Here is a 22,536-nt window from a genome sequence, read left to right on the forward strand (position 1 = left end):
ATCTGCTGTGCTTAACTTTATTTAATGACCACCGAAAATGAGGTGATCATTTGTGTTAATACAACAAATTTGACTCATCGAGTCGGATTAATCGCAGTGAACCACTTTGATTGCAAGACCACCGCGTGAGGTTTCACGGTATTTGGCGTTCATGTCTTTACCGGTTTCGAGCATGGTTTCGATCACTTTATCAAGTGACACGCGCGGCTCACTGGTACGGCGCATCGCCATACGCGCAGAGTTAATCGCTTTCATTGAAGCAATTGCGTTACGCTCGATACAAGGCACTTGAACTTGGCCTGCAACAGGGTCACAGGTCAGGCCTAAGTTATGCTCCATGCCGATTTCTGCGGCAATACACACTTGCTCAGGTGAGCCACCCAGCAATTCTGCCAGACCTGCGGCAGCCATTGAACAGGCAACACCGACTTCACCCTGACAGCCTACTTCAGCACCCGAGATAGAGGCGTTCATTTTGTATAGCGCACCAATAACACCGGAAGCAAAGAAGTAACGGCGGCACTCTTCATCGGTAACGGGTTTGATGAAGTGATTATAATAGGCCAGTACCGCAGGAATAATGCCACATGCACCATTTGTTGGTGCAGTAACAACACGACCACCGGCTGCATTCTCTTCGCTTACGGCCAGTGCGAACATGTTAACCCAGTCAACCACATTCATCGGATCGCTCGACAGCTTGTCCGATGTAATCAGCAAACGGTGCAGCGAAGAGGCACGGCGTGGAACACGCAGTGGGCCGGGCAGATAACCTTCGGTGTTTAGGCCACGGTCCATACAATCTTGCATGGTTTTCCATACCGCTTGGAAGTAGTGCTCAATCTCTTCCATGCTATGCATGGCCAGCTCATTTTGTAGCACTAAACCTGACAGCGATAGACCGGTTGCTTGGCAATGTGCCAGCAGATCTGATGCATGATTGAACGGATATGGCATTACAAATGAAGAGGCTTGTTCTTTGCCAAAATGCTCTTCATCCACAATAAAACCACCACCAATTGAGAAGTATGTTTTACTTAATACTTTCTCATTGTTGGCATATGCGTGAATTTGCATCGCGTTTTCATGCAATTCAAGGTTTGTGTTGTGGAAGTTCATTCCGCCTTCACGTGGAAATTCAACCTCATGTGCGCCTTTTGCTAAGGCGAGGCATTCAGTCGTTTCAACGTTATGAATAAATGCGGGAATACTGTCGATATCCACGGTATCAGGCATATTGCCTGCCAAGCCCATAATGATAGCAATATCAGTATGATGCCCTTTACCGGTAAGAGACAGTGAGCCATAAACGTCAACAGCTATGCGGGTCACATCCTTGAGACGCCCCATGGTTACCAACTCATCGACGAACTGTTTACCGGCTTTCATTGGCCCAACAGTATGTGAGCTTGATGGGCCAATACCGATTTTGTACATGTCGAATACGCTAATCACGGTGTTCTCCTCAATGAGGCTACAGGCCAAATTGGTCAATCAAATAAGAGAGTTAACGCTGATATCTCAACGTTAAGGTAAGTAATACTGAACTGTGGTGTGTTATATACAAACCACAAAGGGGAGCAGGTAAAAACCTACTCCCCCCATCCATGGATGCTTGCTTTCTGCTTGTTAGATTAAGCTAAATACAATCGCAGAGATAGCTACAGAGCCCATCAGTACAACAAAAGCATTACTCAGTTTGTTACTTTTATACTTTTGCATTGCAGGAACTTTACGAATGGCATACATCGGCATGATAAACAGAATCATAGCGATGATTGGGCCACCGAGTGATTCAATCATACCCAGAATACTTGGGTTGATGGAAGCAACAATCCACAAAGTTGCAATCATAAACACTACAGTGAAACGGTCAATCTTCTTAATATCAGGAGTCTTACCATTTGAACGTAGTTGCTTAACAATTAAGCCATTTAGACCTTCACGCGCACCTAAATAGTGGCCGAAGAAAGAGCTGACGATAGCAACGAAGGCGATCAACGGGCCTAAGTAAGAGATAAACGGACTTTCATGCTTGTTTGCTAAGTATGACAGAACTGCAATATTTTGCTGCTTTGCTTCTGCTAAATCAGCAGGGCTTAGGCTAAGTACACAGCTAAATACGAAGAACATAACAAAGCCAAGTAGCATCATAGAGGTGCGTTTTAGAATTTGGCTTGCCCGACGCTCTGCATTTGCACCGTAAGTACGCTCTTGTGCCATTGAAAAGGCAGAGATAGCTGGTGAATGGTTGAAGGCAAAAATCAGCACAGGAATGGTTAACCACAATGTTGAGCCAAAATCAGCAAATGATGGCATTGGCGCTGTTAGCATTGAAGTATTCCAGTCTTGAATCAGGTAGATAGACAAGAATGCTAAAATAGCAACCAGTGGGTACACCAGAAACTCGGTGACTTTCAGCATCAGTTTCTCACCGGCAATCATCACTGACATCATACCCAGAATCAGCACGATAGACAGAATACCGCGCGGAATAGACTCCATACCCAGTTGGTTAACCATGAAAGAGTCAACCGTGTTGGTAATACCTACACCGTAAATCAGCACGATAGGGTAGATAGCAAAGAAGTACAACAGGGTGATCAGCTTACCAGCCGTTTTTCCAAAGTGTTCTTCAACAACTTCAGTAATATCGCTACCCGGTTTTGAAGATGACAGGACAAAACGACACATACCACGGTGTGCTAAATAGGTCATTGGGCCAACAATGAGCGCCATAACTAATAGTGGCCAAAATCCACCCATACCCGCGTTAATCGGTAAAAATAAAATACCCGCACCAACAGCAGTACCAAACAAGCTAAGTACCCACGTTGTATCTTGCTTACTCCACGGTATATTTGCAGCATTTGCTGCTGTATTAGCAGTTGCTGCTGTATTAGCAGTTGCTTCTGATTTCATTTTGCCGTCACCCTTGGGGAATTTAGAGTATTATTGATCTGTTGCGCGGGAGTATAGAGCGTTAGACTGTCAAAGATATGTCAGTGTGCATTTTCTGTGATCTAATGAATATATCAGATGAATCAATGTGATTTTGATCACTGGGTTTAACTGTATTTCACTGTTTTTAAATGAGATGTGACATTTTGCAGGTAATTATGTGATTTGTTGTACGAAACTACGCAATATGGCTGCAGTTGCACCCCAGATGATTTTTTGATTTACCGCAATAGCATAAACAGAGTGCGGTACTCTGTTTTGTTGGTGCACCACTTGCCATTCGCGATACTCAGAGAGAGCCAGAAAATTGGCCAGTGGTAACTCAAAAATGTCACGGACTTCATCAGTATCGGCATGTAACACAAACTCTGGTTGTACCAGACCAATCACCGGCGTTACAGAGTAACCACTAACGGTACTGATCGTTGGCAGTGTACCCCAAATCTGGATATGATCAGCGGTAATACCAATCTCCTCTTGCGTTTCTCGTAGTGCCGTAGTAATCAGTGAGCAATCACTCGGCTCTTTGCGCCCACCTGGAAAGGCAATTTGTCCGGCATGATGGCGAAGATGCAGTGCCCGCTGTGTTAACAGTAATTGCGGTTCTAAGCGGTTAACCAACGGAATTAACACCGCAGCAGCATGCATAGACGTTGTATTATTTAGTGTAGATAATATTGGGTTTACTGCTGCTTGAAGCAGAAAACGCGTATGTATCTTTGCCAGCATGGGGTTCATGTTGTTTCAGCCAATATAGGTAGAATACGGCCAACTTTATCCAGTGTCTCTTGATACTCATCATCAGCACAACTGTCTGCGACAATGCCACCGCCGGCCCAACAGTGCAATTTGCCCTGATTTGCAACTAATGTACGAATAGTAATACTTGTATCCATTCGCCCACAGCAGCTTAAATAGCCAATACTGCCACAGTAAAAACTGCGTCGCTGTGGTTCAAGCTCATCAATAATCTGCATTGCACGTATTTTAGGTGCACCCGTGATCGAACCACCTGGAAAACACGCGCGCAATAAATCAGTATTGCGTTGTGTTTCTTCGAGCTCGGCCTGCACAGTACTGACTAAATGGTGTACCGCAGGAAAACTCTCAATCACAAACAGTTCAGGCACGGTAACACTGCCTGCTTTTGCTACACGGCCAATATCATTGCGCATCAAATCAACAATCATCAAATTTTCTGATTGATCCTTTTCTGACATAGCCAGAGCGGCTGCTTCTGCTCGATCTAAAATAGGATCTGTGTTGCGCGGGCGCGTGCCCTTTATTGGGCGAGTGACCACTTTTGTACCCGAAACAGCCAAAAACCGTTCGGGGGATACACTGAGAAGAGCGCCTTGCTTTAAACGGATAAATGCAGAGAACGGGGCTTGGTTATGCTGGTTTAAGCGTAAAAAAGCCTCCCACTCACTGCCGGTATACGGCGCACTAAAACGTTGTGCTAAATTAACCTGATAACAATCACCAGCAGCTAAATAGGCTTGTACTGCATCAAATTTTCGCTGATATTCAGCCCGTGTCATATTGGCTTGCCAGTCAGCGGTGAGTGCAAATGTTTCAGCTATGGTGGTTAAAGAGAGGGAGGATGCCTGGTTTTGCTGGCATTTTGTTTGCTTTAATAACCACTGATAACGAGCCTGTACATCTTGGTGACTAAATAGCGTCAATGTTTGTTGCAGATGATCGGCAATCAGTGCCCAGTCATAAATACCCACTGCCATATCAGGCAGTGTCATCTCTGCGTCATCGTTTTTCGACAATATCTCGAAACGGCGACCTAAATCATACGAAAAAGCGCCTACCGCCCCCCCTAAAAAAGGCAGTGTCGGATGACTTTTTAGCTTAGGTAAACAACGTTGCTGAATATCGTCGAGCACCTGTAACGGATCATCACAGTGTACTGATTGCTGATTATTCATCTCAACAACAGTGTCATTACCGTAAGTTTCCAACGTAGCCAACGGGTCAGCCACCAAAATATCGTAACGATTATGTTGGTGTGTTGAATGGCCAGAAGTGAGCAGCATTGCCCACGGCAGAGTGGCAAGTGGCGCAAACAGAGTTAACACACACTCTGTGTGGTATTCCAATGCTAAACATGCGGGAAAGCGGTTGTTATTTATAAACATCTTAGATTTGTGATAACAGATTAATCGGTGTGTGAATACGCGCATAGTCATGCTAGAAAGCTGAGAGTATCATAGCTTTGCGTTATAGGGGATCGATACGATAAGGATGTTGCATTATCTCTCTACGCGTTCCATTTCGTATCTCTGCCCTTGCTTACTTTGGAAGCCTAAAATTATAAGAGGATCGACCGATGACTCTCATCCGTAAAGATGACCTCATTGATAGCATCGCAGATGCGCTACAATATATTTCTTATTACCACCCGCTTGATTTTATTCAGGCAATGGAAACGGCATATCACAAAGAGCAAAATCAGGCAGCCAAGGATGCAATTGCCCAGATTTTGATCAACTCGCGCATGTGTGCTGAAGGGCATCGTCCGATTTGCCAAGATACTGGTATTGTCACCTGTTTTGTTAAAATTGGTATGCAAGTGCAGTGGGATACTGACGATACCGTGCAAGAAATGGTAGATGAAGGTGTGCGCCGTGCTTATACTTTTACAGAGAATACCTTGCGCGCCTCCGTTGTCGCTGATCCGGCGGGTACCCGTAAAAATACCAAGGACAATACCCCAGCAGTGGTTCACATTGAAATGGTTAAAGGTAATACCGTTGAAGTTTCAATTGCCGCGAAGGGCGGTGGTTCAGAAAATAAATCAAAAATGGTGATGCTCAACCCATCAGATGATATTGCTGAATGGGTTGAAAAAACACTGCCAACTATGGGGGCAGGCTGGTGCCCACCGGGTATGCTGGGTATTGGTATTGGTGGCACAGCAGAAAAAGCCGCTGTTATGGCAAAAGAAGCCTTAATGGAAAGCTGTGATATTCAAGCATTAATCGAACGTGGTGCACAGACTACCGAAGAGAAACTGCGCCTTGATATTTATCAGCGTGCTAACCGTTTAGGCATTGGTGCACAAGGGCTTGGCGGATTAACCACTGTACTTGATGTCAAAATTAAGAGTGCCCCAACCCATGCAGCGTCTAAACCAGTGGTAATGATCCCCAATTGTGCTGCAACCCGCCATATTCACTTTACCCTTGATGGTTCGGGAGCCGCAGAGTTGACACCGCCTTCACTCGACCAGTGGCCGAAGATTACTTGGGAAGCGGGTGAAAATGTGCGCCGAGTCAATCTTGATACCGTCACCCCTGCAGAGATCCAGCAGTGGGCAGTGGGTGAAACTGTACTGTTATCGGGCAAAATGTTAACAGGGCGAGATGCTGCACATAAGCGTATTTACGATATGCTAAATAGTGGTCAGAGCTTGCCCGATGGCGTTGATTTTAATAACCGCTTTATTTACTACGTAGGCCCTGTTGATCCGGTTGGAGATGAAGTGGTTGGTCCTGCAGGCCCGACAACCTCAACACGCATGGATAAATTTACTGAGATGATGCTAGGTGAAACTGGGTTAATTGGCATGATCGGTAAGTCAGAGCGTGGCCCCGCGGCAATAGAGAGCATCAAAAAGCATAAAGCGGTGTATTTGATGGCTGTTGGTGGTGCGGCTTATCTGGTGGCGAAAGCCATTAAAAAGTCACGTGTGGTCGCTTTTGCTGATTTAGGGATGGAAGCGATTTACGAATTTGATGTAAAAGATATGCCCGTTACCGTGGCTGTAGACAGCCGCGGCGCAAATGTACACCAGATAGGGCCTGATATCTGGAAAGTAAAAATTGCCGAACTTGAGATGCAAAAATAAGTGAAATTAGGCTGTTCTTAGTCTCAGCTTTTACATATTTAGCCTTGGTTTTGACAAAAAAGGAGCTTCGGCTCCTTTTTGTTTTGGTATACGGTATTTCTCTGCATATATTGCCACGCCTGCTTTATACTCGATGCCCCTTATCGTCGATAACCTTTCTCGGTATGAAAAGGGCAACACCGTGCAAGATTGAATCAATTTACTCGGTAAATTTTATTGTGAAGTTTAATAAGGAGTCACTCTGATGAGTCTGCCCGCATTATCACACGCAGAACAGCAAGAAGCCGTTGAGAAAATCCATCAACTGATGGCGCAAGGCTTATCAAGTGGTCAGGCGATAGCACAAGTTGCCGCAGAGATCCGTGACGCAAAACAGGGGCAAACCGTTCCTGTGATGTTTGATGATGAGGATGACGATGACTCTGCAGTATCAGAAGCGGATACAGATCATGACGGCTATGATGAAAATGATCATGATGTAGATGAAGACGATGATACCCAGCAGGATGATGATCGTTATGACGTTGACCCACGTGCACCACGCCGCCGTAGCAAGCAAAATGATGAAAATCGCCATTATGACGAGTATGACAGTGATAATGACAACGATAACGATGATCAGTATTACTAAATCAGGCCTGATTTTATGAGAGTGCTGAACCTAAATGTAAGGTGAAAGCGCACAGCAAAGCTAGTGAGTGGTCAACAAACATCATCAGTAGTACCACAAATAAAAAAAGCACTTTAACGATATACCGTGAATAACGCGGATACCGTAAAGCGCTTTTTCATTTTTTCATCAGCAAAATTAGGTTGTTATCTGTACAGTGCCTCTGTTGCCGTTAGCATTAACCTTGCGGCAACTGGCTGATATTGCGGATATTAATGTGCATCTACCCAGATAAATTTAATCAGAAATAGCAATGCAACGGCCACAACACACGGATTTAGCTCTTTCCAGCGGCCTGTACCTGCTTTTAATACACAGTAAGAGATAAAGCCAGTTGCAATACCTTCGGTGATTGAGAAGCTAAACGGCATCATAATGGTGGTAATAAACGTAGGTGCAGCTTCGGTTAGATCATCCCATTTCACTTTTGCCAAATCAGCCGCCATCAATACACCAACATAAATCAGCGCACCCGCTGCAGCATAAGCAGGTACCATTGCCGCAAGTGGTGAGAAGAAAATAGCCAGTAAGAATAAAATACCCACAACAATTGCAGTTAAGCCAGTACGCCCGCCAACGGAAACACCCGCAGAGCTTTCAATAAATGCGGTAACTGACGATGTGCCCATAAATGCACCGCCGACAGAGCTGATGCTGTCAACGTATAGGGCTTTTTGCATGTTCGGAAAACGGCCTTTTTCATCAGCTAATCCGGCTTTGTTGGTTACACCAATTAGAGTACCGGAAGAGTCAAACAGATTGACCAGCATAAATGAGAAGATAATTCCTGCTAAACCAATATCGAGGGAGTTCATTAACTCTAACTGGCCGAATACGGGCATAACACTGGGAGGCAGAGAGACTAACCCTTGAAATTTGACATCACCAAACAGCATACCCAATAGGGTAGTGACAACCATAGAGATAAGCACAGCAGAATAAACGCCACGCGCGGCTAAAATGACAATCAAGAAAAAGCCTAATGCACCGAGTACACAAGGTAGAGAGGTTAAATCACCTACCGTCACCATAGTGGCAGGGTTAGCAACAACAATGCCGGCATTATGCAAGCCGAGTAGTGCAATTAACAGACCAATACCACTGGTAATACCAATACGTAAGCTGATAGGAATATTTGAAATGAGCCAGTAACGAACACGAAATACGGTCAGCAACAATAAGCCTACTGCACCCCAAAAAATCGTCCCCATACCGATTTGCCATGAATAGCCCATACCTACAACAACCACAAATGCAAAGAAGGCGTTCAGCCCCATAGCAGGAGCAAGTGCAATAGGTAAATTAGCAAACAGCCCCATCAGAATACTACCTACAGCAGCGATAAGACAGGTGGTTACGAATACAGCTTGTGTATCCATTCCTGCATTTGACAAAATCTGCGGGTTAATGAAGATGATATACACCATGGTCAGGAAAGTGGTGATCCCCGCGACCAACTCTTTTTTAGGGTTCGTGCCGTGTGCTTTCAACTTGAAGAGTTTTTCTAACAAGCCATCTTTTATTGAAGTATTCACGTCAGTATTCATTGCTCAGTCTTAATCAAAGTGAAATAGAGATCAGGATTACGCTGTATTCTCTGGGGTGAGCGGTGTAATGGGGCAGAGTCTAACGAACATCACACTTTATGTATTTTTACATAAAAATGTGAAGTGACATAGTTTCCAGTAGGCTCTTTTCTTTCTTGTTGAGGGCTTAAAGAGATAATTTTGCTAATTTTGTGCAACTACATAGCGGTTTATTTGTGCTATCACGCATTATGATACAGATTGCGGTGGTTAGTTAAGCCTTAATCTGAGCGTGTATACCTTGTGAGCTGATAAAAAATAATCAGTGCTATTTAAGATTCTCTATTTGGGTTGCTCTTGCGTAACAAAAAACAATACAACAACACAGGCTAAAGGGATTTTTTATTACTTGCTAGAGCTAAGAACGCTGGCAGAGTATCATTATCAACGATACAGTTATTTCAGTAATGGTTTTAGCCGTATAAAAATATACGTCTGAAAAGGTGCACATAAAACATAGGAAAGCATAATGTCTGAAGAGTGGGTCACGATTGATAGCATAGCACGGCAAAAAAAAGCCGATGTTCTTATGATCACTTTTTTCAGCCCAGATGATTCAGAGCTGGATGCGTTTGATTATAAAAATGATGAATTACGCATTAAAACATTGGCATGGTTAGATAAAAATAGCATTGGATATCGTGAATGTTTTGATTTATGGCCAGATAATGATGCTGATGTGCCCTATCTTGGTGAATTATTCATTGATGTGACAGTAGATGAAAATAACGCACTTTATCAAGAGGTAGTGCATAAATTTGAGCATGAAGATGGTAGTAGCCGTTACCCAGGGGTGAGTTTGTTTATTATTCCGTTAACACTGGCAAGTAAATATAAGCACCGTGATACAGCAAAATAATCAGCGTAGCTATTTATAAGTGTGGTTATTTACAGATGCAGAGTAAACGATAAAAAACAGATAATAAAAAAGGCGTGCTTCCAATATCATGGTGAGGCATGCCTTTTTTGATCTTGTAGTACAGGCTGTATTTTACTGTTTTAAATGAGTTTTACGGTTGCTCAATGCGTTAGTAAATCTCAAGAGCCCTGTACATATTTTTTGCATACAGGGCAAAACAGTTATTACAGAACGTGAACTGATGATGTATTGGTTGTGCCGCTCGGTACTAATGCACCTGATACCATCACAACAATTTCACCTTTCTCACCTAAACCAGAAGCAAGAGCGGCTTCCTTACCTAAACGATAGAAATCGTCAGTCGAGGCAATAACAGGAACAATCAGTGGTGTAATACCTTTGCTAAGAATAAGCTGCTGTGCAGTTTTCTCATTGGTGGTGAGTGCCAGAATATTCGCTTGCGGGAAGTATTTACGGACTGATTTTGCTGATTTACCCCCTTCCGTTGCTACAACAATCAGAGGGGCTTGCAGTTTCTCAGCAGTTTCAACTGCACCTTTACATACCGCTTCGGTAATCCGTAATTTAGCACTGTCATTTGCGGCAGACAGATTACTTGGCATTACACGATCAGTACGCTCACAAATGGTTGCCATGATAGACACAGCTTCCAGTGGATACTTACCTTTGGCACTTTCACCTGATAGCATCACAGCATCCGTGCCATCAAGGATAGCATTCGCTACGTCACCGGCTTCTGCGCGGGTAGGGCGCGGATTCTTGATCATAGAATCAAGCATTTGCGTTGCTGTAATAACCACTTTACGCGCACGGTTACATTTTTGAATCATCATTTTCTGTGCGAAGATAACTTCTTCTACTGGGATCTCAACACCCAAGTCGCCACGAGCAACCATGATGCCGTCAGAGGCTTCTAAAATTTCATCAAAATTATCTAAACCTTCTTGGTTTTCAATTTTAGAGATAATCTGAATTTTTTCTCCGCCATGGGCTTTTAGGTGTTCACGGATAGCAAGCACATCATCACGCTTACGGATAAATGATGCAGCAACAAAATCAACACCTTGCTCACAACCAAAGATCAGGTCGTGCTTATCTTTTTCGGCCAATGCTGGCAGTTGGATAGAAACGCCAGGCAGATTAACACCTTTGTTCTCACCCAGATCGCCACTATTCAGAACAGTACAGATAACGCTGTTTTCAGTAACAGCGGTAACTTTCATACCAATGAGGCCATCATCAACCAGAACGGTATCACCTGCTTTCAGATCTTGCGCAAAACCTTCATACGTTACTGCAACACAACTGTTATTACCAATCACAGTTTTGTCTGTAGTGAAGGTAAATGTTTGGCCTGCAACCAGAGAAACATCGTTACCACCTTCAAGTTTAATGGTACGAATTTCTGGGCCTTTAGTGTCGAGTAAAATAGCCGCATGTTTACCGGTTTCTGCCATCACTGCACGCAGATTCAGAATACGATTACCATGCTCTTCATAATCACCGTGCGAGAAGTTTAGGCGCATTACGTTCATGCCGCTATCTAGCAACTTGCCTAACATCTCTTTAGATTCAGTTTTTGGGCCGATAGTACAAACGATTTTGGTTTTTTTCATGATTAAATTATCTGCAACGAGTAATGAATAAATTTGGGTGACCAGTCAGCAAATAAAAGCTGTACTGCTGGCATACAGAGCGTAGTAATAACGCAATAACACAGTAAAAATATGAAAATATTGTGGAGGTTGTTCTATTTAGGCGTGAAAGTTGGAGTGTTAACGCAAAAAAAGCATGCATGAACAGAGAATATTTATTTTTTTTCAGCAAGAGGGTTACGTGGGAAGCACGTGTACCTCGGTATAACGTTGGTTGTAAATTACCGAAAAAATTAATCATATAAAATAAATCATATTCCTAAATAGATAATGCCAATGGCGGTCTATCACACGCTAATCTAATGGTTCTTTGTTGTTACTGGTTTGTAACCATGATACATGGCGCGAATATGTTGTCTTTATGGGGTATTGAACCGCGAAATACGCAACATTTTTCTGTTTAGCATGATCATCAATTAGCGTGTTTATCAGCAAATAGGGTATTCAGTACCCACGTCATTCATCATATGTGTGATTAATTAGCTCTGTTTTTATGCATGAAAAACCAAAATAAAGGCTGTTTATCACGTAATGAATGTGCGGTTGAAAATATAGATATAGGTCACATTCAATCTTATTGTGACTATTATAGGCAGGAAAACGTGATTTTCAAGCGATCTGAATCGATTCAGTAAGGTAACTGAATCAACTGCTTTTATTTACACCGCAAAAAAAATCATTATGCAAATGTATTCGATTGCCTTCACAAAATAGAGGTCATCTGCTCAGTCATAAATATGACAGCGATAGAGCGCATCAAAGTACTGTTCAATATTTTCGATGTTCAATACATGTGGATCACACAATTTAGGTTGTTCAGTGCCCATTTGGTAACCAGCGTTGAGCAAGTAACAGAGGCACCAGATAACTAGCACAACATAGAGCAGTTTTCTGATAAACAGTTTAGCGCGCGTGTGTTGCATAGACATACTCACTCAGCTGATTTGTGTGGTATTCCGGCTGGGTACTCTTCTATTAAGGATAGGGTATTTTGCTACTCTTTGCTGTTGCATAGTTATGAGAGTTATACCGTTATTCTACGCAATGTTAAATAAAAAGCCGTATAAAACAATTTATTATATTTGATTTTTGTGAGTGGTTTATGAAATTGGGCTGTTTCTTTTAGTCATAAGATCATTGCTGCATATTCATATAGTTGCATTTGTTTTGGTCACGGTGTTTTGTGTTACAAAATATTATTACTTATCTATTTTTGGATACCTGTCGATAAGAAGAGATACGCATAAAATAGATGCACATATGAGTGCATTGATCAGCTTCACTCTTTTTAAGGTGCTCTATGAATAGTTTAAAGAATTTACCCTTTAGGTTCTCTGTTTTATTACCATCAATATTTGTTGGTGTTGTGTGCTTTTTAGTTTCATTAATCTTGTTTGTTTACCAAGAACGGCAAGCTGACTTTTTCTCTGCTGAGTCTACACGTAGTGAGCTGGAAAATCAGAAGGTAATTGATTTTTCTATGAATATTTGGCATGCAAGGTTATCACTTGTCTCTGCTATTGCAAAATCAAGAGATATGGATGCAATAGCCAAAGCAGAAAAAGCCATCTCAAAAATGGATTTAGCCGCTAAACAATATCAACCTAGAAGTGATACGGGTCGTCAACTAAAACCGATTGTTGCTGACTATGCAAGTAGTGCATTACAAATGCTGTCTTATTTTAAAATAGTAGATGAAAGTATCCAACAGGGTGTAGCTGGAAGCGCAGTAAAGTTTGATAATTTTAATAAGCAAGTTTATGAATCAAATTACTCTGCTGAGTATAAAAGAAGAGTTGCTGAGATTATGATGCATATTTCTAGTGCAAGAATTAATCTTCACTCATTTCTTAGTGGGCTTAGAGTTTCTGAATTAGATAAAGCGATCAGTGAAATTTCATTAGCTGAAAGTAAAATAAAAACTAATGTGGAAATGGATAGCACGGTTTCTGAGATTTATAATTTGGTTGTGAAATATAAAAACACACTCACATTAATAAAAACCGAGTACACTAATTATAACTTGTCTGATAAGAAAACAGATGAGCTTGGTGCATCAGTTGAAAAACATCTTGAATCAATGGCACAACGCTCTGGTCGAAGTGGATATTCTGTTGCTGATGACATTATAAAAGACAGTGAAGTCTCTTCAATGGTGAGTGTGTTGTTCTCTATTGTTGCTGTGATTTTAGGCGTATTATTTTCATTAGTAATCAGTAATCAGTTGACAGGCCAACTTGCAGGCTTACTTTCAGCTTCGAAACAAATATCAAATAAAAACTTATTTGTTAGCTATATAGATAAAAGCAAAAATGAAATTGGAATGCTTGCAAGAGAAATAGAGTTAATGCGTTTAAATCTTCATGAGATGATTACTAACATTGCTTGTGGATCAACCCAATTGAGTAGCGCAGCAGAAGAGGTTAGCGCAGTTGCAATGCAATCGAGTGTCGGTATGGAGTCTCAAAAAGAGCAAATTACGTTATTAGCTACTGCAATGAATGAGCTGCAGTCAACTGCAAATGATATGTCTAAAAATGCAGATGATGCGGCCAATTCTGTAAAAAATGCAGTAAATGAAGCCGATAATGGTATGAATATTGTTTTATCAACAGTAACAACAATTGAACAAATTGCATTTGATATTCAAAAGGCCAGTAAAGTTGTACATGAGCTAGAACAAGAGAGCTCGAAGATTGGTATTGTTCTTGATGTTATTCGTGGAATTGCAGAGCAAACCAATTTATTAGCATTAAATGCTGCAATTGAAGCTGCACGAGCAGGGGAACAAGGCCGAGGGTTTGCTGTTGTTGCTGATGAAGTCAGAACATTGGCACACAGAACGCAAGAGTCTACAGCAGAAATCAATGGCATAATTAAAAATTTACAGTCAAAAGCTAATGAAGCAGAAAATGCCATGATGGTAAGCTCGCAAATGATGGAGAGCGGCGTTTCTCAAGTTAAAAAGTCGGGTGAAGTGATTAAAAGTATGAATGATAATATTATGTTAATTAATGACATGAACACCCAAATAGCAAGCGCAAGTGAAGAACAAAATGCAGTATCTGAAAGTTTAAATGTGAATATAAACAATATAAATGATGTAACACTAGAAGTTTCAGAAGGTTCTAATCAAACAGCAAAAGCGTGTTCAGAATTAAGTTTGTTAGCCAATAATTTACAACAGCTAACTGGGCAATTTAAGATTTAATTTGAATGTGTAGTTATATTAGTGTGGTGTATAAAATAGTCAATATTTGTATAACGCACTAATTTCATGATGATCCTGAAGCTGCTTCTTGCTAGAAGTGGCTTCAGAGGTTAATTATTAAAAAAGTTGCACTGCACAACGTTTTTAATGATTCTACTTTATTAAAATAATCAAATAACGTTTATTTCGTTGATTATTTAATGGGCTAGATGCATTTGTTGCTTTATATTTACCTGTAAAACTCTTATGGATTAGCAATTAAAGTGAATGAGTAATTATTTCGGTGCATTATTAAAATAAGTATCGTTTTATTCACTAAACGCCTCATGTTCCAGATAGATGATTTTATACTGTTTTTACTGCTTCCATTACTATGTTCATAGAGTTTCCTCTTTTAAAATAAATGTCAATAATGTTAAAAATGACATTTAGTTATGTTTTTTGCATGCGAAGAAAACATAGTCTAATCAGCATGAAGTGATTACAATCATCTGTTTTACGCTATGATAACAGTTTGCTATATGGCGATACGTTACAGTTTTTAATTATAAAAGTTATCGTTTTTCATCGTAGTAGGCATAATAATGGTGATAAACAGGTTTGATACAATGAATTTCAGCCGTACTAAGTGAGTACGTAGATTGACTAAGGAGTCTAAAAATGGCCATTAACTGGTTTCCTGGGCACATGCATAAAGCCCGCAAAGAGATCGCAGAGGTAATGCCTAATGTTGACCTTATTATTGAAGTACTCGACTCTCGTATTCCCTTTAGTAGTGAAAACCCGCTGGTGCCGGCGTTGCGTGGTGATACACCTTGCCTGAAAATTCTTAATAAATCTGACTTAGCAGATCCAGAAATCACCCAACAGTGGTTAGCACATTTAGAAAAAGAGCAGGGCATTAAGGCAATTGCGTTAACACAGCAGCAGCCAGAGCAAATTCGTGCACTGCTTGATACGTATGTAAAAATAGTCCCTAACCGTGGTGGTGATTATAAGCCGTTGCGTGCATTGATATTGGGCATTCCTAACGTCGGAAAATCAACCTTAATCAATACACTGGCTGGCCGAATTATTGCGAAAACCGGTAATGAAGCGGGTGTGACCAAAATGCAGCAGCGTATTAAGCTCGATAACAATATTATCTTGCATGATACCCCCGGTTTTTTATGGCCGAAATTGACACCCGAAGCCTGTGGTTTTCGTTTAGCCATTACCGGTGCAATTAAAGATACCGTAATTGACCACGAAGAAGTAGCAATGTTTGCCGCTGAGTACTTTTTAGAAGCATACCCTGAACTATTGAAAGCACGTTTTCAGTTAAGTGAGTTGCCAGAAAGTGATATTGAGCTGATGGATGCGATTGGTCGTCAGCGCGGTTGCTTACGTCGTGGTGGTATTGCTGACTTAAATAAAGTGGCCAGTTTGTTATTGAATGAGTTCCGTACTGCAACTATTGGTCGTATTAGCCTTGAAACACCTGACATGGTGATCCGAGAAGCAGAAGAAGAGCTGATAAAAGCAGAGCTGAAAGCGCAGCAGGATGAGGGAAAAAAGAAGAAGAAAAAGCGCAAATAGTGTCTACGGGAAGTATATGCACAAAAAAAGAGCCGAAAGGCTCTTTTTTTATCACTTTAGTACGAGGTGTTGAATGTAATGTTGATTGTTTTTTCAGCAAGCACACGGTCGGTTTCGCATATATTTTAGTGATTGCTACATTAAATTAACATTGCGCAAACAATCTATGATAATGGTGTTGCAGTTAAGCTGATACGTTGATTTTCCTCCGGGTTTTCTGGCCGGATTTCAATGTAGCCCTCACTTTTTACTCAACTCAGGATTGTGTATGCATAAAGGAACTGCTTTTTCTACGTTATCACTGGCGTTGTTACTCGCCGCTCCCTCTTTAACCTTTGCACACGGGTACATGGAGTTCCCTGCGGCCAGACAGGAGTTTTGTGATAAAGACGGGGGTTATTGGGATTCACAAAATGGTTCCACCATTCCCAATCTTGCGTGCCGTCAGGCTTACCTACAGTCAAGCTGGTATCCTTTTGTACAAAAACCTGAGTTTTCCAAGTTAGTTTCTAATTATAACGATCTCAATGCAGTAAAAGCAGCCATTCCTGATGGGCGTTTATGTTCTGCCGGTGATGATAAAAAAGCCGGTATTGATCAGCCTTCGCCTGATTGGAAAAAAACGGCGATAGATCTCTCAAAAGGTGGGAAAACCACTCTACGTTTTATGGCTGCAACCCCACATAACCCCAGCTTTTGGCAAATATTCCTGACGAAACAAGGTTTTGATTCTGCAACACAAAAACTGAACTGGGCTGACTTAGAACTGATTGCGAGTTTTAATGATCTTCCGGTAACGGTAATTGACGGTAAAAAATATTACCAAATGGATGTGCAGTTGCCGACAGGTCGCACCGGAGATGCGGTGTTATATACCCGCTGGCAGCGTGTTGATCCGGCCGGAGAGGGTTTTTATAACTGTAGCGATCTGAGCTTTGGAGGTGGCAGCGCTGTTGTTGCACCTTGGCTGAATAAAGGCAGCTTTATTAAAGCGGGCCAAGATGCAAAAAGCGGTGAAACAGTGTGGTTTAGAATTTTTGATGCATCAGGTAAAGAAGTGGTGACTGAAACACTGACCCTGACCAGTAGCAATGAAACTGAATCCGTATGGGGGCAGCAGCTAGCCACCAAAGTGAACAGCACTTACGCCAGTATTGTGCAGGTTGGGGTATTGGATAACACCGATAAAGTGATCTATTCCTCAGGTGATTTATACACCAATCAAATTTTTGTGAAGAATAAAGATTATACGTATCAGTTAGATATTCGTGCCGCAAATACGGCTCCGGTTGTCACTGCACCTGCCAGTGTTAGCGTGGCCAGCGGCCAATCGGTCAGCTTTGATGTGTCGGTGACTGATGCAAACGGTGATAAATTAACTTTCAGTGCATCAGCAGGCACAGTGGTCAGCACGACTAATAAAGCAACTATTACCTATCAAGCGCCTGTTTCAGCACAAGATCAAAGTGTGACAATTAATGTGACTGTCAGTGATGGCGTGAATAAAGTGGTACAGCCGGTAATCGTTAATATTAAAGGGACAGGAACACCGCTTCCAACCACACCAAAAGCGTGGGATGTCAGCAGTATTTATCAAGCCAATGATCTGGTCTCGTATAACGGGGCGCAGTACAAAGCTCAATGGTGGACAAAAGGGGAAACGCCGGGAAGCAGTTCTGTATGGCTGAAAGTGACAACTGACAGTGGCTCGACAACGGGGCCTGCAGCATGGTCAGCCGATATTGCCTATACCACTGGCCAGACAGTGACTTATCAAAATAGCAGTTATAAAGCAAAGTGGTGGACGAAAGGTGAAATCCCGACCACATCAGCAGCATGGCAGAAGCTGTAAATACTGAGCTATACAAGTGTGCTAATTCAAGTACGCATTAGATCAAATAAATGAAAGCAAGCCATAACACGGTAAGGTAGTAGGGCATTCCGTGTTATGGTTTTTTTATTTTAATTCAATGTCTTACGTATTAATGCGTTTGATGCCAGGTAAGTGCCCCATTTGAGCGCGTGTACAACGTAAGAAGTGCTGAATAGCTTGGTCGTGTTGTTCGTTACAGCGTACTCCGGCATACAGTCTTCGCCATAACCCTTTTTCACCAATTGATTTGGTGCACAACAAGCCTTGTTGTTCTACATCAAATACAGCCCAGTGCGGCAGTGCAGCAACCCCCATTCCAGCGGCAACCATCTGAATTTGCAATAATGTGCTATCTACAGTTTTTAGTTTCGGCTGAATATTTGCCGGTTGTAAGAAGCGTCGCCATGCATCTAAACGCTGTTTTTGTACCGGATAAACCAGCAATGTCTCGGTTTCAAAATCGGTAGCGGCAAGTGAGGATTTTCCGGCCAGCCGATGTTGTGGTGAGATAATCCAGCGCATTTCAAAGTCAAATAAGGGGGCAAAAAAGAGGTCGGCTCTGGGCTGAATATCACTGGTAATCACCAGATCCAACTCTCCCTGTGCCAATAAAGGTTGCGGATCAAAAGTTGTTGCGGCGGTAAAGTTCAGATCGGTATGTGGCCATGACTCTTTAAACTGTGTCAAGGCAGGTGTCAGCCACTGTATGCAGCTATGGCATTCAATTGCTAACTTCAAGCTTGCCCGAATTTGGGTGTCATTGGCGGTAATCTGATTTTCGACATGCTGAATCTTTGGCAAGATCTCTTTAGCCAGATCCAGCAGCAAAGTGCCCTGCGGCGTGAACTTGATTGGCTGACTTTTACGGATAAACAACAGGTGCCCTAATCGCTGCTCAAGGTCGGCAATCTGGTGTGAGAGCGCCGATTGTGTTTGGTGCAAGACTATCGCCGCACGGGTCAGGCTTCCCTGTTCATGTAAAACACTCAGGGTGGTTAAGTGGCGTAATTCGATCATGAATTCCCTTCATAATGCAGATGAACAACTTCCGGTTGTTGAGATCACTCTAACGGTCAATTATAGATGTGTAAACATCTGGATGGCCAAATGGAGAAGATTATGAGCATTATCAGTCATACCCTCGGATTCCCGCGAGTTGGTTTGCACCGTGAACTGAAAAAAGCACAAGAACAGTATTGGGCTGGAGATATCAGTCAGCAAGCTCTGCTCGATACTGGTAAAACCTTACGTGCCAGACACTGGGCTGCGCAGAAAAACGCCGGAATTGATCTGCTTCCTGTTGGTGATTTTGCATGGTATGACCATGTGCTGACCACCAGCTTGTTGGTGGGTAATGTACCGCAACGCCACTTACGTGCCGATGGCCGTGTTGATCTTGATACCTTATTCCGCGTGGCCCGTGGCCGTGCTCCGAGTGGTCATCAGGCTGCTGCGGGTGAAATGACCAAATGGTTCAACACTAACTACCACTATATCGTACCTGAGTTTTATCAGAATCAGCGTTTTTGCCTGACATGGACACAGTTACTCGATGAAGTTGATGAAGCGTTGGCGCTTGGCCACAAAATCAAACCGGTTCTGCTTGGGCCGTTAACCTACCTATGGCTAGGTAAAGTCAAAGGTAATGCGTTTGATAAACTTAGCCTGTTGCCCGCACTGCTTACGGTATACCAGCAAGTGTTGAATTTGCTGGCGCAAAAAGGGGTTGAGTGGGTACAGATTGATGAGCCTGCGTTGGTGCTTGATCTGCCTGCTGAATGGTTAACGGCTTATCACTGTGCTTATACAACCTTGAGTAAAACGCCGATTAAACTGCTGTTAAGTACTTATTTTGGTGGGATAAACCACAACCTTGCGGCTGTCGCCACACTGCCGGTGGCGGGCTGGCATCTTGATACAGTGCAGGGAAGTGATGATCTTGCCACACTGATAGCACAGTTGCCAAAAGACACTGTGATTTCGCTCGGTGTTATCAATGGCCGTAATATTTGGCGGGCTGATTTGGCAGCTAAATGGCAGCAATTACAGCCATTATTGGCCTCGTTAGAGGGTCGTTTATGGCTCGGCACGTCGTGCTCTTTATTGCACTCACCGGTTGATGTTGAAGCTGAAACTAAGCTTGATCCTGAAATAAAAAGCTGGCTGGCATTCGCACAGCAAAAATGTCAGGAGCTGACGCTGCTGACACAAGCACTCAATCAACCAACAGATATTCAGTTGCAGTCATTGCTGGTGGAGTACAGCGCACCGGTGCGCGCACGGGCAACATCAACACGGGTCAATAATCTGGCCGTTCAGCAGCGAGTTGCTGCGTTACGTACTGAGGATGCAGAGCGTGCTGCGCCTTATGCAGTACGTGCGCAAGAGCAAAAAAGGCGTTTTCCTTTACCAGCATGGCCGACAACAACTATCGGCTCTTTCCCACAAACCTCGGCTATTCGTACATTGCGGCGCGATGCAAAAAAAGGGCAGATCAGTGCTGCGCAGTATCAGGCTGGGTTAGAAACTGAAATTGCACTGGCAGTGTCAGAGCAGGAGCTTATCGGCCTTGATGTGTTGGTACACGGCGAAGCCGAGCGTAATGATATGGTGGAGTACTTTGGTGAATTGCTTGAAGGGTTTGCCTTTACACAAAATGGTTGGGTACAAAGCTACGGCTCACGCTGTGTTAAGCCGCCGATTGTGGTGGGTGATATTTCACGGCCGAATGCGATGACGGTCGAATGGTCAGTATTTGCTCAGTCACTCACCAATAAGCCAGTAAAAGGCATGTTGACAGGCCCAATAACACTGCTTTGCTGGTCATTCCCGCGTGAAGATATTAGCCGTAAGCAGATAGCTCTGCAGCTTGCTTTGGCACTGCGTGATGAGGTCACTGATTTGGAAACTGCCGGCATTGGGATTATCCAAATTGATGAACCGGCACTGCGTGAAGGTTTACCACTGCGTGAAGCTGAACATGCTGAGTACCTCGCGTGGGCGGTGCAAGCCTTTAAAATTTCAGCAGCAGGTTCGGCAAATGATACCCAAATTCACACTCACATGTGCTATTGCGAATTTAATGATGTGATTGACTCCATCGCCGCGCTTGATGCTGACGTTATCACTATTGAAACCTCACGTTCAGATATGGATTTGCTTGATGCATTTGAGCATTTTGATTACCCGAATGAGATAGGGCCAGGAGTGTATGATATCCATTCACCGAATATTCCAAGCGTTGAGTGGATGGAGGCTTTACTGCGTAAAGCAGCAGAAAAAATTCCGGCAGAGCGCTTGTGGGTCAATCCAGATTGCGGTTTGAAAACGCGTGGTTGGGAAGAGACGCGTCTGGCACTGGTTAACATGGTTGATGCGGCAAAAAAATTACGGGCAGAGTATAAGGTGAATGCAGATATTTCTGGGTAAGGTGTGTTGAGTGCAGATCTTTCAAAGAAAAGCATTAGGGTTAAAATACGTAGGATTAAATATTTTAGCATTGAGATGCTCAAGATTAAAAACGCTAAGATATTGATAGCTATAGATTAACTTAAGCTATTAAGTTTAAAAAAACAGAAAAACCATCAGGATATTATCCTGATGGTTTTTATAGTATCAATAAGCAGGGAATGTTGGGTGATAACACAGTTATATGGCTAATCTAGCAATATAAATGGTGTGATCACTCAGGGTCTCCACCACAGAGAACCGGCTAAAAGGATCACACAAACAAGAGTTTCCATATTACTGCCTGTACGAAAACGGAGCAATGGCAGTCGAAAACGCTGTTTTACAGGCCAAAATAGAGGAATACCCGCAGGTGTTAGAGCATCACCCAGAAGATGGCTCATATAGCCTACCACTAGAGCATCAATCATGCCTGAAGGGATAGGAATAGAGGTTGGCCATTTGTGCAGTAAACACCATAAGCCAATGGCAACAGCGAGTAGACTGTGGGTGAAACCACGATGACCAAAAATTTTTGATATTGGGATAGAGAGCCACCGTAGTTTTTGCCCCAACACCGAACGTGGGTGATCAATATCAGGCAGTAGCGCAGTTGCCAGCGCAGCAGGTACAGCATGCCACCAATCGAGTTGGACCAGTTCTGGGGTAAGCCCCGCTTTTTTAGCCAGTACAATGCAAGCTACAGAAAATAGTAAGTGCCCTTGAGCGGTCATGGTTATGTCATAGCATTATTAGTCATAATATTACTGTATATATTATCAGTGGCGCAGCAGATGTATAGAGGTGAGAGTGCGG

At 42.8% G+C, this 22,536-nt stretch carries 16 protein-coding genes; 7 read left to right on the plus strand and 9 right to left on the minus strand.

The annotated features are described in order from the left end of the window. Nucleotides 1–87: 87 nt before the first annotated feature. From ACRC53_RS03215 to pabB, 4 genes are all read right to left on the minus strand, one after another. A complete protein-coding gene (locus ACRC53_RS03215) occupies nt 88–1,455 on the minus strand; it encodes an L-serine ammonia-lyase (RefSeq protein ID WP_438642124.1) in 1,368 nt (455 codons plus the stop codon). A 174-nt stretch (nt 1,456–1,629) separates the two neighbouring features. After that, nucleotides 1,630–2,922 carry an HAAAP family serine/threonine permease gene (locus tag ACRC53_RS03220; protein ID WP_438642125.1) on the minus strand — a complete coding sequence of 431 codons (1,293 nt, stop codon included), beginning with the start codon at nt 2,920–2,922 and terminating at the stop codon, nt 1,630–1,632. Nucleotides 2,923–3,117: 195 nt separating this feature from the next. Beyond that, on the minus strand, nt 3,118–3,690 hold the full coding sequence (locus ACRC53_RS03225) for a CoA pyrophosphatase (protein ID WP_438642126.1): 573 nt from the start codon (nt 3,688–3,690) through the stop codon (nt 3,118–3,120). A 5-nt stretch (nt 3,691–3,695) separates the two neighbouring features. After that, entirely contained in the window at nt 3,696–5,108 is a 1,413-nt protein-coding gene (gene pabB / locus ACRC53_RS03230; RefSeq protein ID WP_438642127.1) for an aminodeoxychorismate synthase component 1, read from the minus strand. Between the two features lie 191 nt (nt 5,109–5,299). On the opposite strand from pabB, the gene ACRC53_RS03235 reads away from it, so the two are divergent. Both ACRC53_RS03235 and ACRC53_RS03240 read left to right on the plus strand, forming a co-directional pair. Further along, nucleotides 5,300–6,820, plus strand: a complete 1,521-nt coding sequence (locus tag ACRC53_RS03235) for a fumarate hydratase (RefSeq protein ID WP_438642128.1) — start codon at nt 5,300–5,302, stop codon at nt 6,818–6,820. A gap of 244 nt (nt 6,821–7,064) precedes the next feature. Further along, nucleotides 7,065–7,451: a YoaH family protein gene (locus ACRC53_RS03240; protein ID WP_438642129.1), complete on the plus strand. Its 387-nt coding sequence runs from the start codon at nt 7,065–7,067 to the stop codon at nt 7,449–7,451. Nucleotides 7,452–7,702: 251 nt separating this feature from the next. Here ACRC53_RS03240 and ACRC53_RS03245 read toward each other — a convergent pair whose 3' ends face one another. Next, the gene (locus tag ACRC53_RS03245; RefSeq protein ID WP_438642130.1) at nt 7,703–9,037 is read right to left on the minus strand and encodes an NCS2 family permease; all 1,335 of its coding nucleotides are present in this window, start codon (nt 9,035–9,037) and stop codon (nt 7,703–7,705) included. A gap of 508 nt (nt 9,038–9,545) precedes the next feature. Between ACRC53_RS03245 and ACRC53_RS03250 the strand changes: the two genes are divergently transcribed. After that, nucleotides 9,546–9,935, plus strand: a complete 390-nt coding sequence (locus tag ACRC53_RS03250) for a hypothetical protein (RefSeq protein ID WP_438642131.1) — start codon at nt 9,546–9,548, stop codon at nt 9,933–9,935. A gap of 224 nt (nt 9,936–10,159) precedes the next feature. Here the strand turns inward: ACRC53_RS03250 and pykF are convergent, their stop codons facing one another. Both pykF and ACRC53_RS03260 read right to left on the minus strand, forming a co-directional pair. Next, complete coding sequence (gene pykF, locus ACRC53_RS03255) at nt 10,160–11,572, minus strand: pyruvate kinase PykF (protein ID WP_438642132.1); 1,413 nt, start codon at nt 11,570–11,572, stop codon at nt 10,160–10,162. Nucleotides 11,573–12,336: 764 nt separating this feature from the next. After that, nucleotides 12,337–12,540 carry a hypothetical protein gene (locus ACRC53_RS03260; protein WP_438642133.1) on the minus strand — a complete coding sequence of 68 codons (204 nt, stop codon included), beginning with the start codon at nt 12,538–12,540 and terminating at the stop codon, nt 12,337–12,339. Nucleotides 12,541–12,911: 371 nt separating this feature from the next. On the opposite strand from ACRC53_RS03260, the gene ACRC53_RS03265 reads away from it, so the two are divergent. The 3 genes from ACRC53_RS03265 to ACRC53_RS03275 all read left to right on the plus strand — a co-directional run bounded on the left by ACRC53_RS03265 (nt 12,912) and on the right by ACRC53_RS03275 (nt 18,252). Beyond that, nucleotides 12,912–14,822 (plus strand): methyl-accepting chemotaxis protein, encoded by a 1,911-nt coding sequence (locus ACRC53_RS03265; RefSeq protein ID WP_438642134.1) that lies wholly within the window; start codon nt 12,912–12,914, stop codon nt 14,820–14,822. Nucleotides 14,823–15,482: 660 nt separating this feature from the next. Beyond that, a complete protein-coding gene (gene ylqF / locus ACRC53_RS03270; protein ID WP_438642135.1) occupies nt 15,483–16,400 on the plus strand; it encodes a ribosome biogenesis GTPase YlqF in 918 nt (305 codons plus the stop codon). 268 nt (nt 16,401–16,668) lie between these two features. Then, nucleotides 16,669–18,252: a lytic polysaccharide monooxygenase gene (locus ACRC53_RS03275; RefSeq protein ID WP_438642136.1), complete on the plus strand. Its 1,584-nt coding sequence runs from the start codon at nt 16,669–16,671 to the stop codon at nt 18,250–18,252. A 123-nt stretch (nt 18,253–18,375) separates the two neighbouring features. Here the strand turns inward: ACRC53_RS03275 and metR are convergent, their stop codons facing one another. Beyond that, nucleotides 18,376–19,290: an HTH-type transcriptional regulator MetR gene (gene metR, locus ACRC53_RS03280; protein ID WP_438642137.1), complete on the minus strand. Its 915-nt coding sequence runs from the start codon at nt 19,288–19,290 to the stop codon at nt 18,376–18,378. A gap of 102 nt (nt 19,291–19,392) precedes the next feature. Between metR and metE the strand changes: the two genes are divergently transcribed. Next, the gene (gene metE / locus ACRC53_RS03285) at nt 19,393–21,702 is read left to right on the plus strand and encodes a 5-methyltetrahydropteroyltriglutamate--homocysteine S-methyltransferase (protein ID WP_438642138.1); all 2,310 of its coding nucleotides are present in this window, start codon (nt 19,393–19,395) and stop codon (nt 21,700–21,702) included. Nucleotides 21,703–21,959: 257 nt separating this feature from the next. On the opposite strand, the gene ACRC53_RS03290 is transcribed toward metE, so the two are convergent. Next, nucleotides 21,960–22,454 carry a metal-dependent hydrolase gene (locus tag ACRC53_RS03290; RefSeq protein ID WP_438642139.1) on the minus strand — a complete coding sequence of 165 codons (495 nt, stop codon included), beginning with the start codon at nt 22,452–22,454 and terminating at the stop codon, nt 21,960–21,962. Between the last annotated feature and the right edge of the window lie 82 nt (nt 22,455–22,536).

The organism is Plesiomonas sp. (assembly GCF_051652165.1).
Classification (GTDB): domain Bacteria; phylum Pseudomonadota; class Gammaproteobacteria; order Enterobacterales; family CAMTGL01; genus Plesiomonas.

Bases quoted from the DNA above. Each gene is read 5' to 3' on its own strand.
- ACRC53_RS03275 (WP_438642136.1), top strand. From the start codon at position 16,669: ATGCATAAAGGAACTGCTTTTTCTACGTTATCACTGGCGTTGTTACTC.
- ACRC53_RS03240 (WP_438642129.1), top strand. From the start codon at position 7,065: ATGAGTCTGCCCGCATTATCACACGCAGAACAGCAAGAAGCCGTTGAG.
- ylqF (WP_438642135.1), top strand. From the start codon at position 15,483: ATGGCCATTAACTGGTTTCCTGGGCACATGCATAAAGCCCGCAAAGAG.
- ACRC53_RS03290 (WP_438642139.1), bottom strand. From the start codon at position 22,454: ATGACCGCTCAAGGGCACTTACTATTTTCTGTAGCTTGCATTGTACTG.
- pykF (WP_438642132.1), bottom strand. From the start codon at position 11,572: ATGAAAAAAACCAAAATCGTTTGTACTATCGGCCCAAAAACTGAATCT.
- ACRC53_RS03245 (WP_438642130.1), bottom strand. From the start codon at position 9,037: ATGAATACTGACGTGAATACTTCAATAAAAGATGGCTTGTTAGAAAAA.
- metR (WP_438642137.1), bottom strand. From the start codon at position 19,290: ATGATCGAATTACGCCACTTAACCACCCTGAGTGTTTTACATGAACAG.
- metE (WP_438642138.1), top strand. From the start codon at position 19,393: ATGAGCATTATCAGTCATACCCTCGGATTCCCGCGAGTTGGTTTGCAC.
- ACRC53_RS03225 (WP_438642126.1), bottom strand. From the start codon at position 3,690: ATGCTGGCAAAGATACATACGCGTTTTCTGCTTCAAGCAGCAGTAAAC.
- ACRC53_RS03235 (WP_438642128.1), top strand. From the start codon at position 5,300: ATGACTCTCATCCGTAAAGATGACCTCATTGATAGCATCGCAGATGCG.
- pabB (WP_438642127.1), bottom strand. From the start codon at position 5,108: ATGTTTATAAATAACAACCGCTTTCCCGCATGTTTAGCATTGGAATAC.
- ACRC53_RS03220 (WP_438642125.1), bottom strand. From the start codon at position 2,922: ATGAAATCAGAAGCAACTGCTAATACAGCAGCAACTGCTAATACAGCA.
- ACRC53_RS03260 (WP_438642133.1), bottom strand. From the start codon at position 12,540: ATGTCTATGCAACACACGCGCGCTAAACTGTTTATCAGAAAACTGCTC.
- ACRC53_RS03265 (WP_438642134.1), top strand. From the start codon at position 12,912: ATGAATAGTTTAAAGAATTTACCCTTTAGGTTCTCTGTTTTATTACCA.
- ACRC53_RS03250 (WP_438642131.1), top strand. From the start codon at position 9,546: ATGTCTGAAGAGTGGGTCACGATTGATAGCATAGCACGGCAAAAAAAA.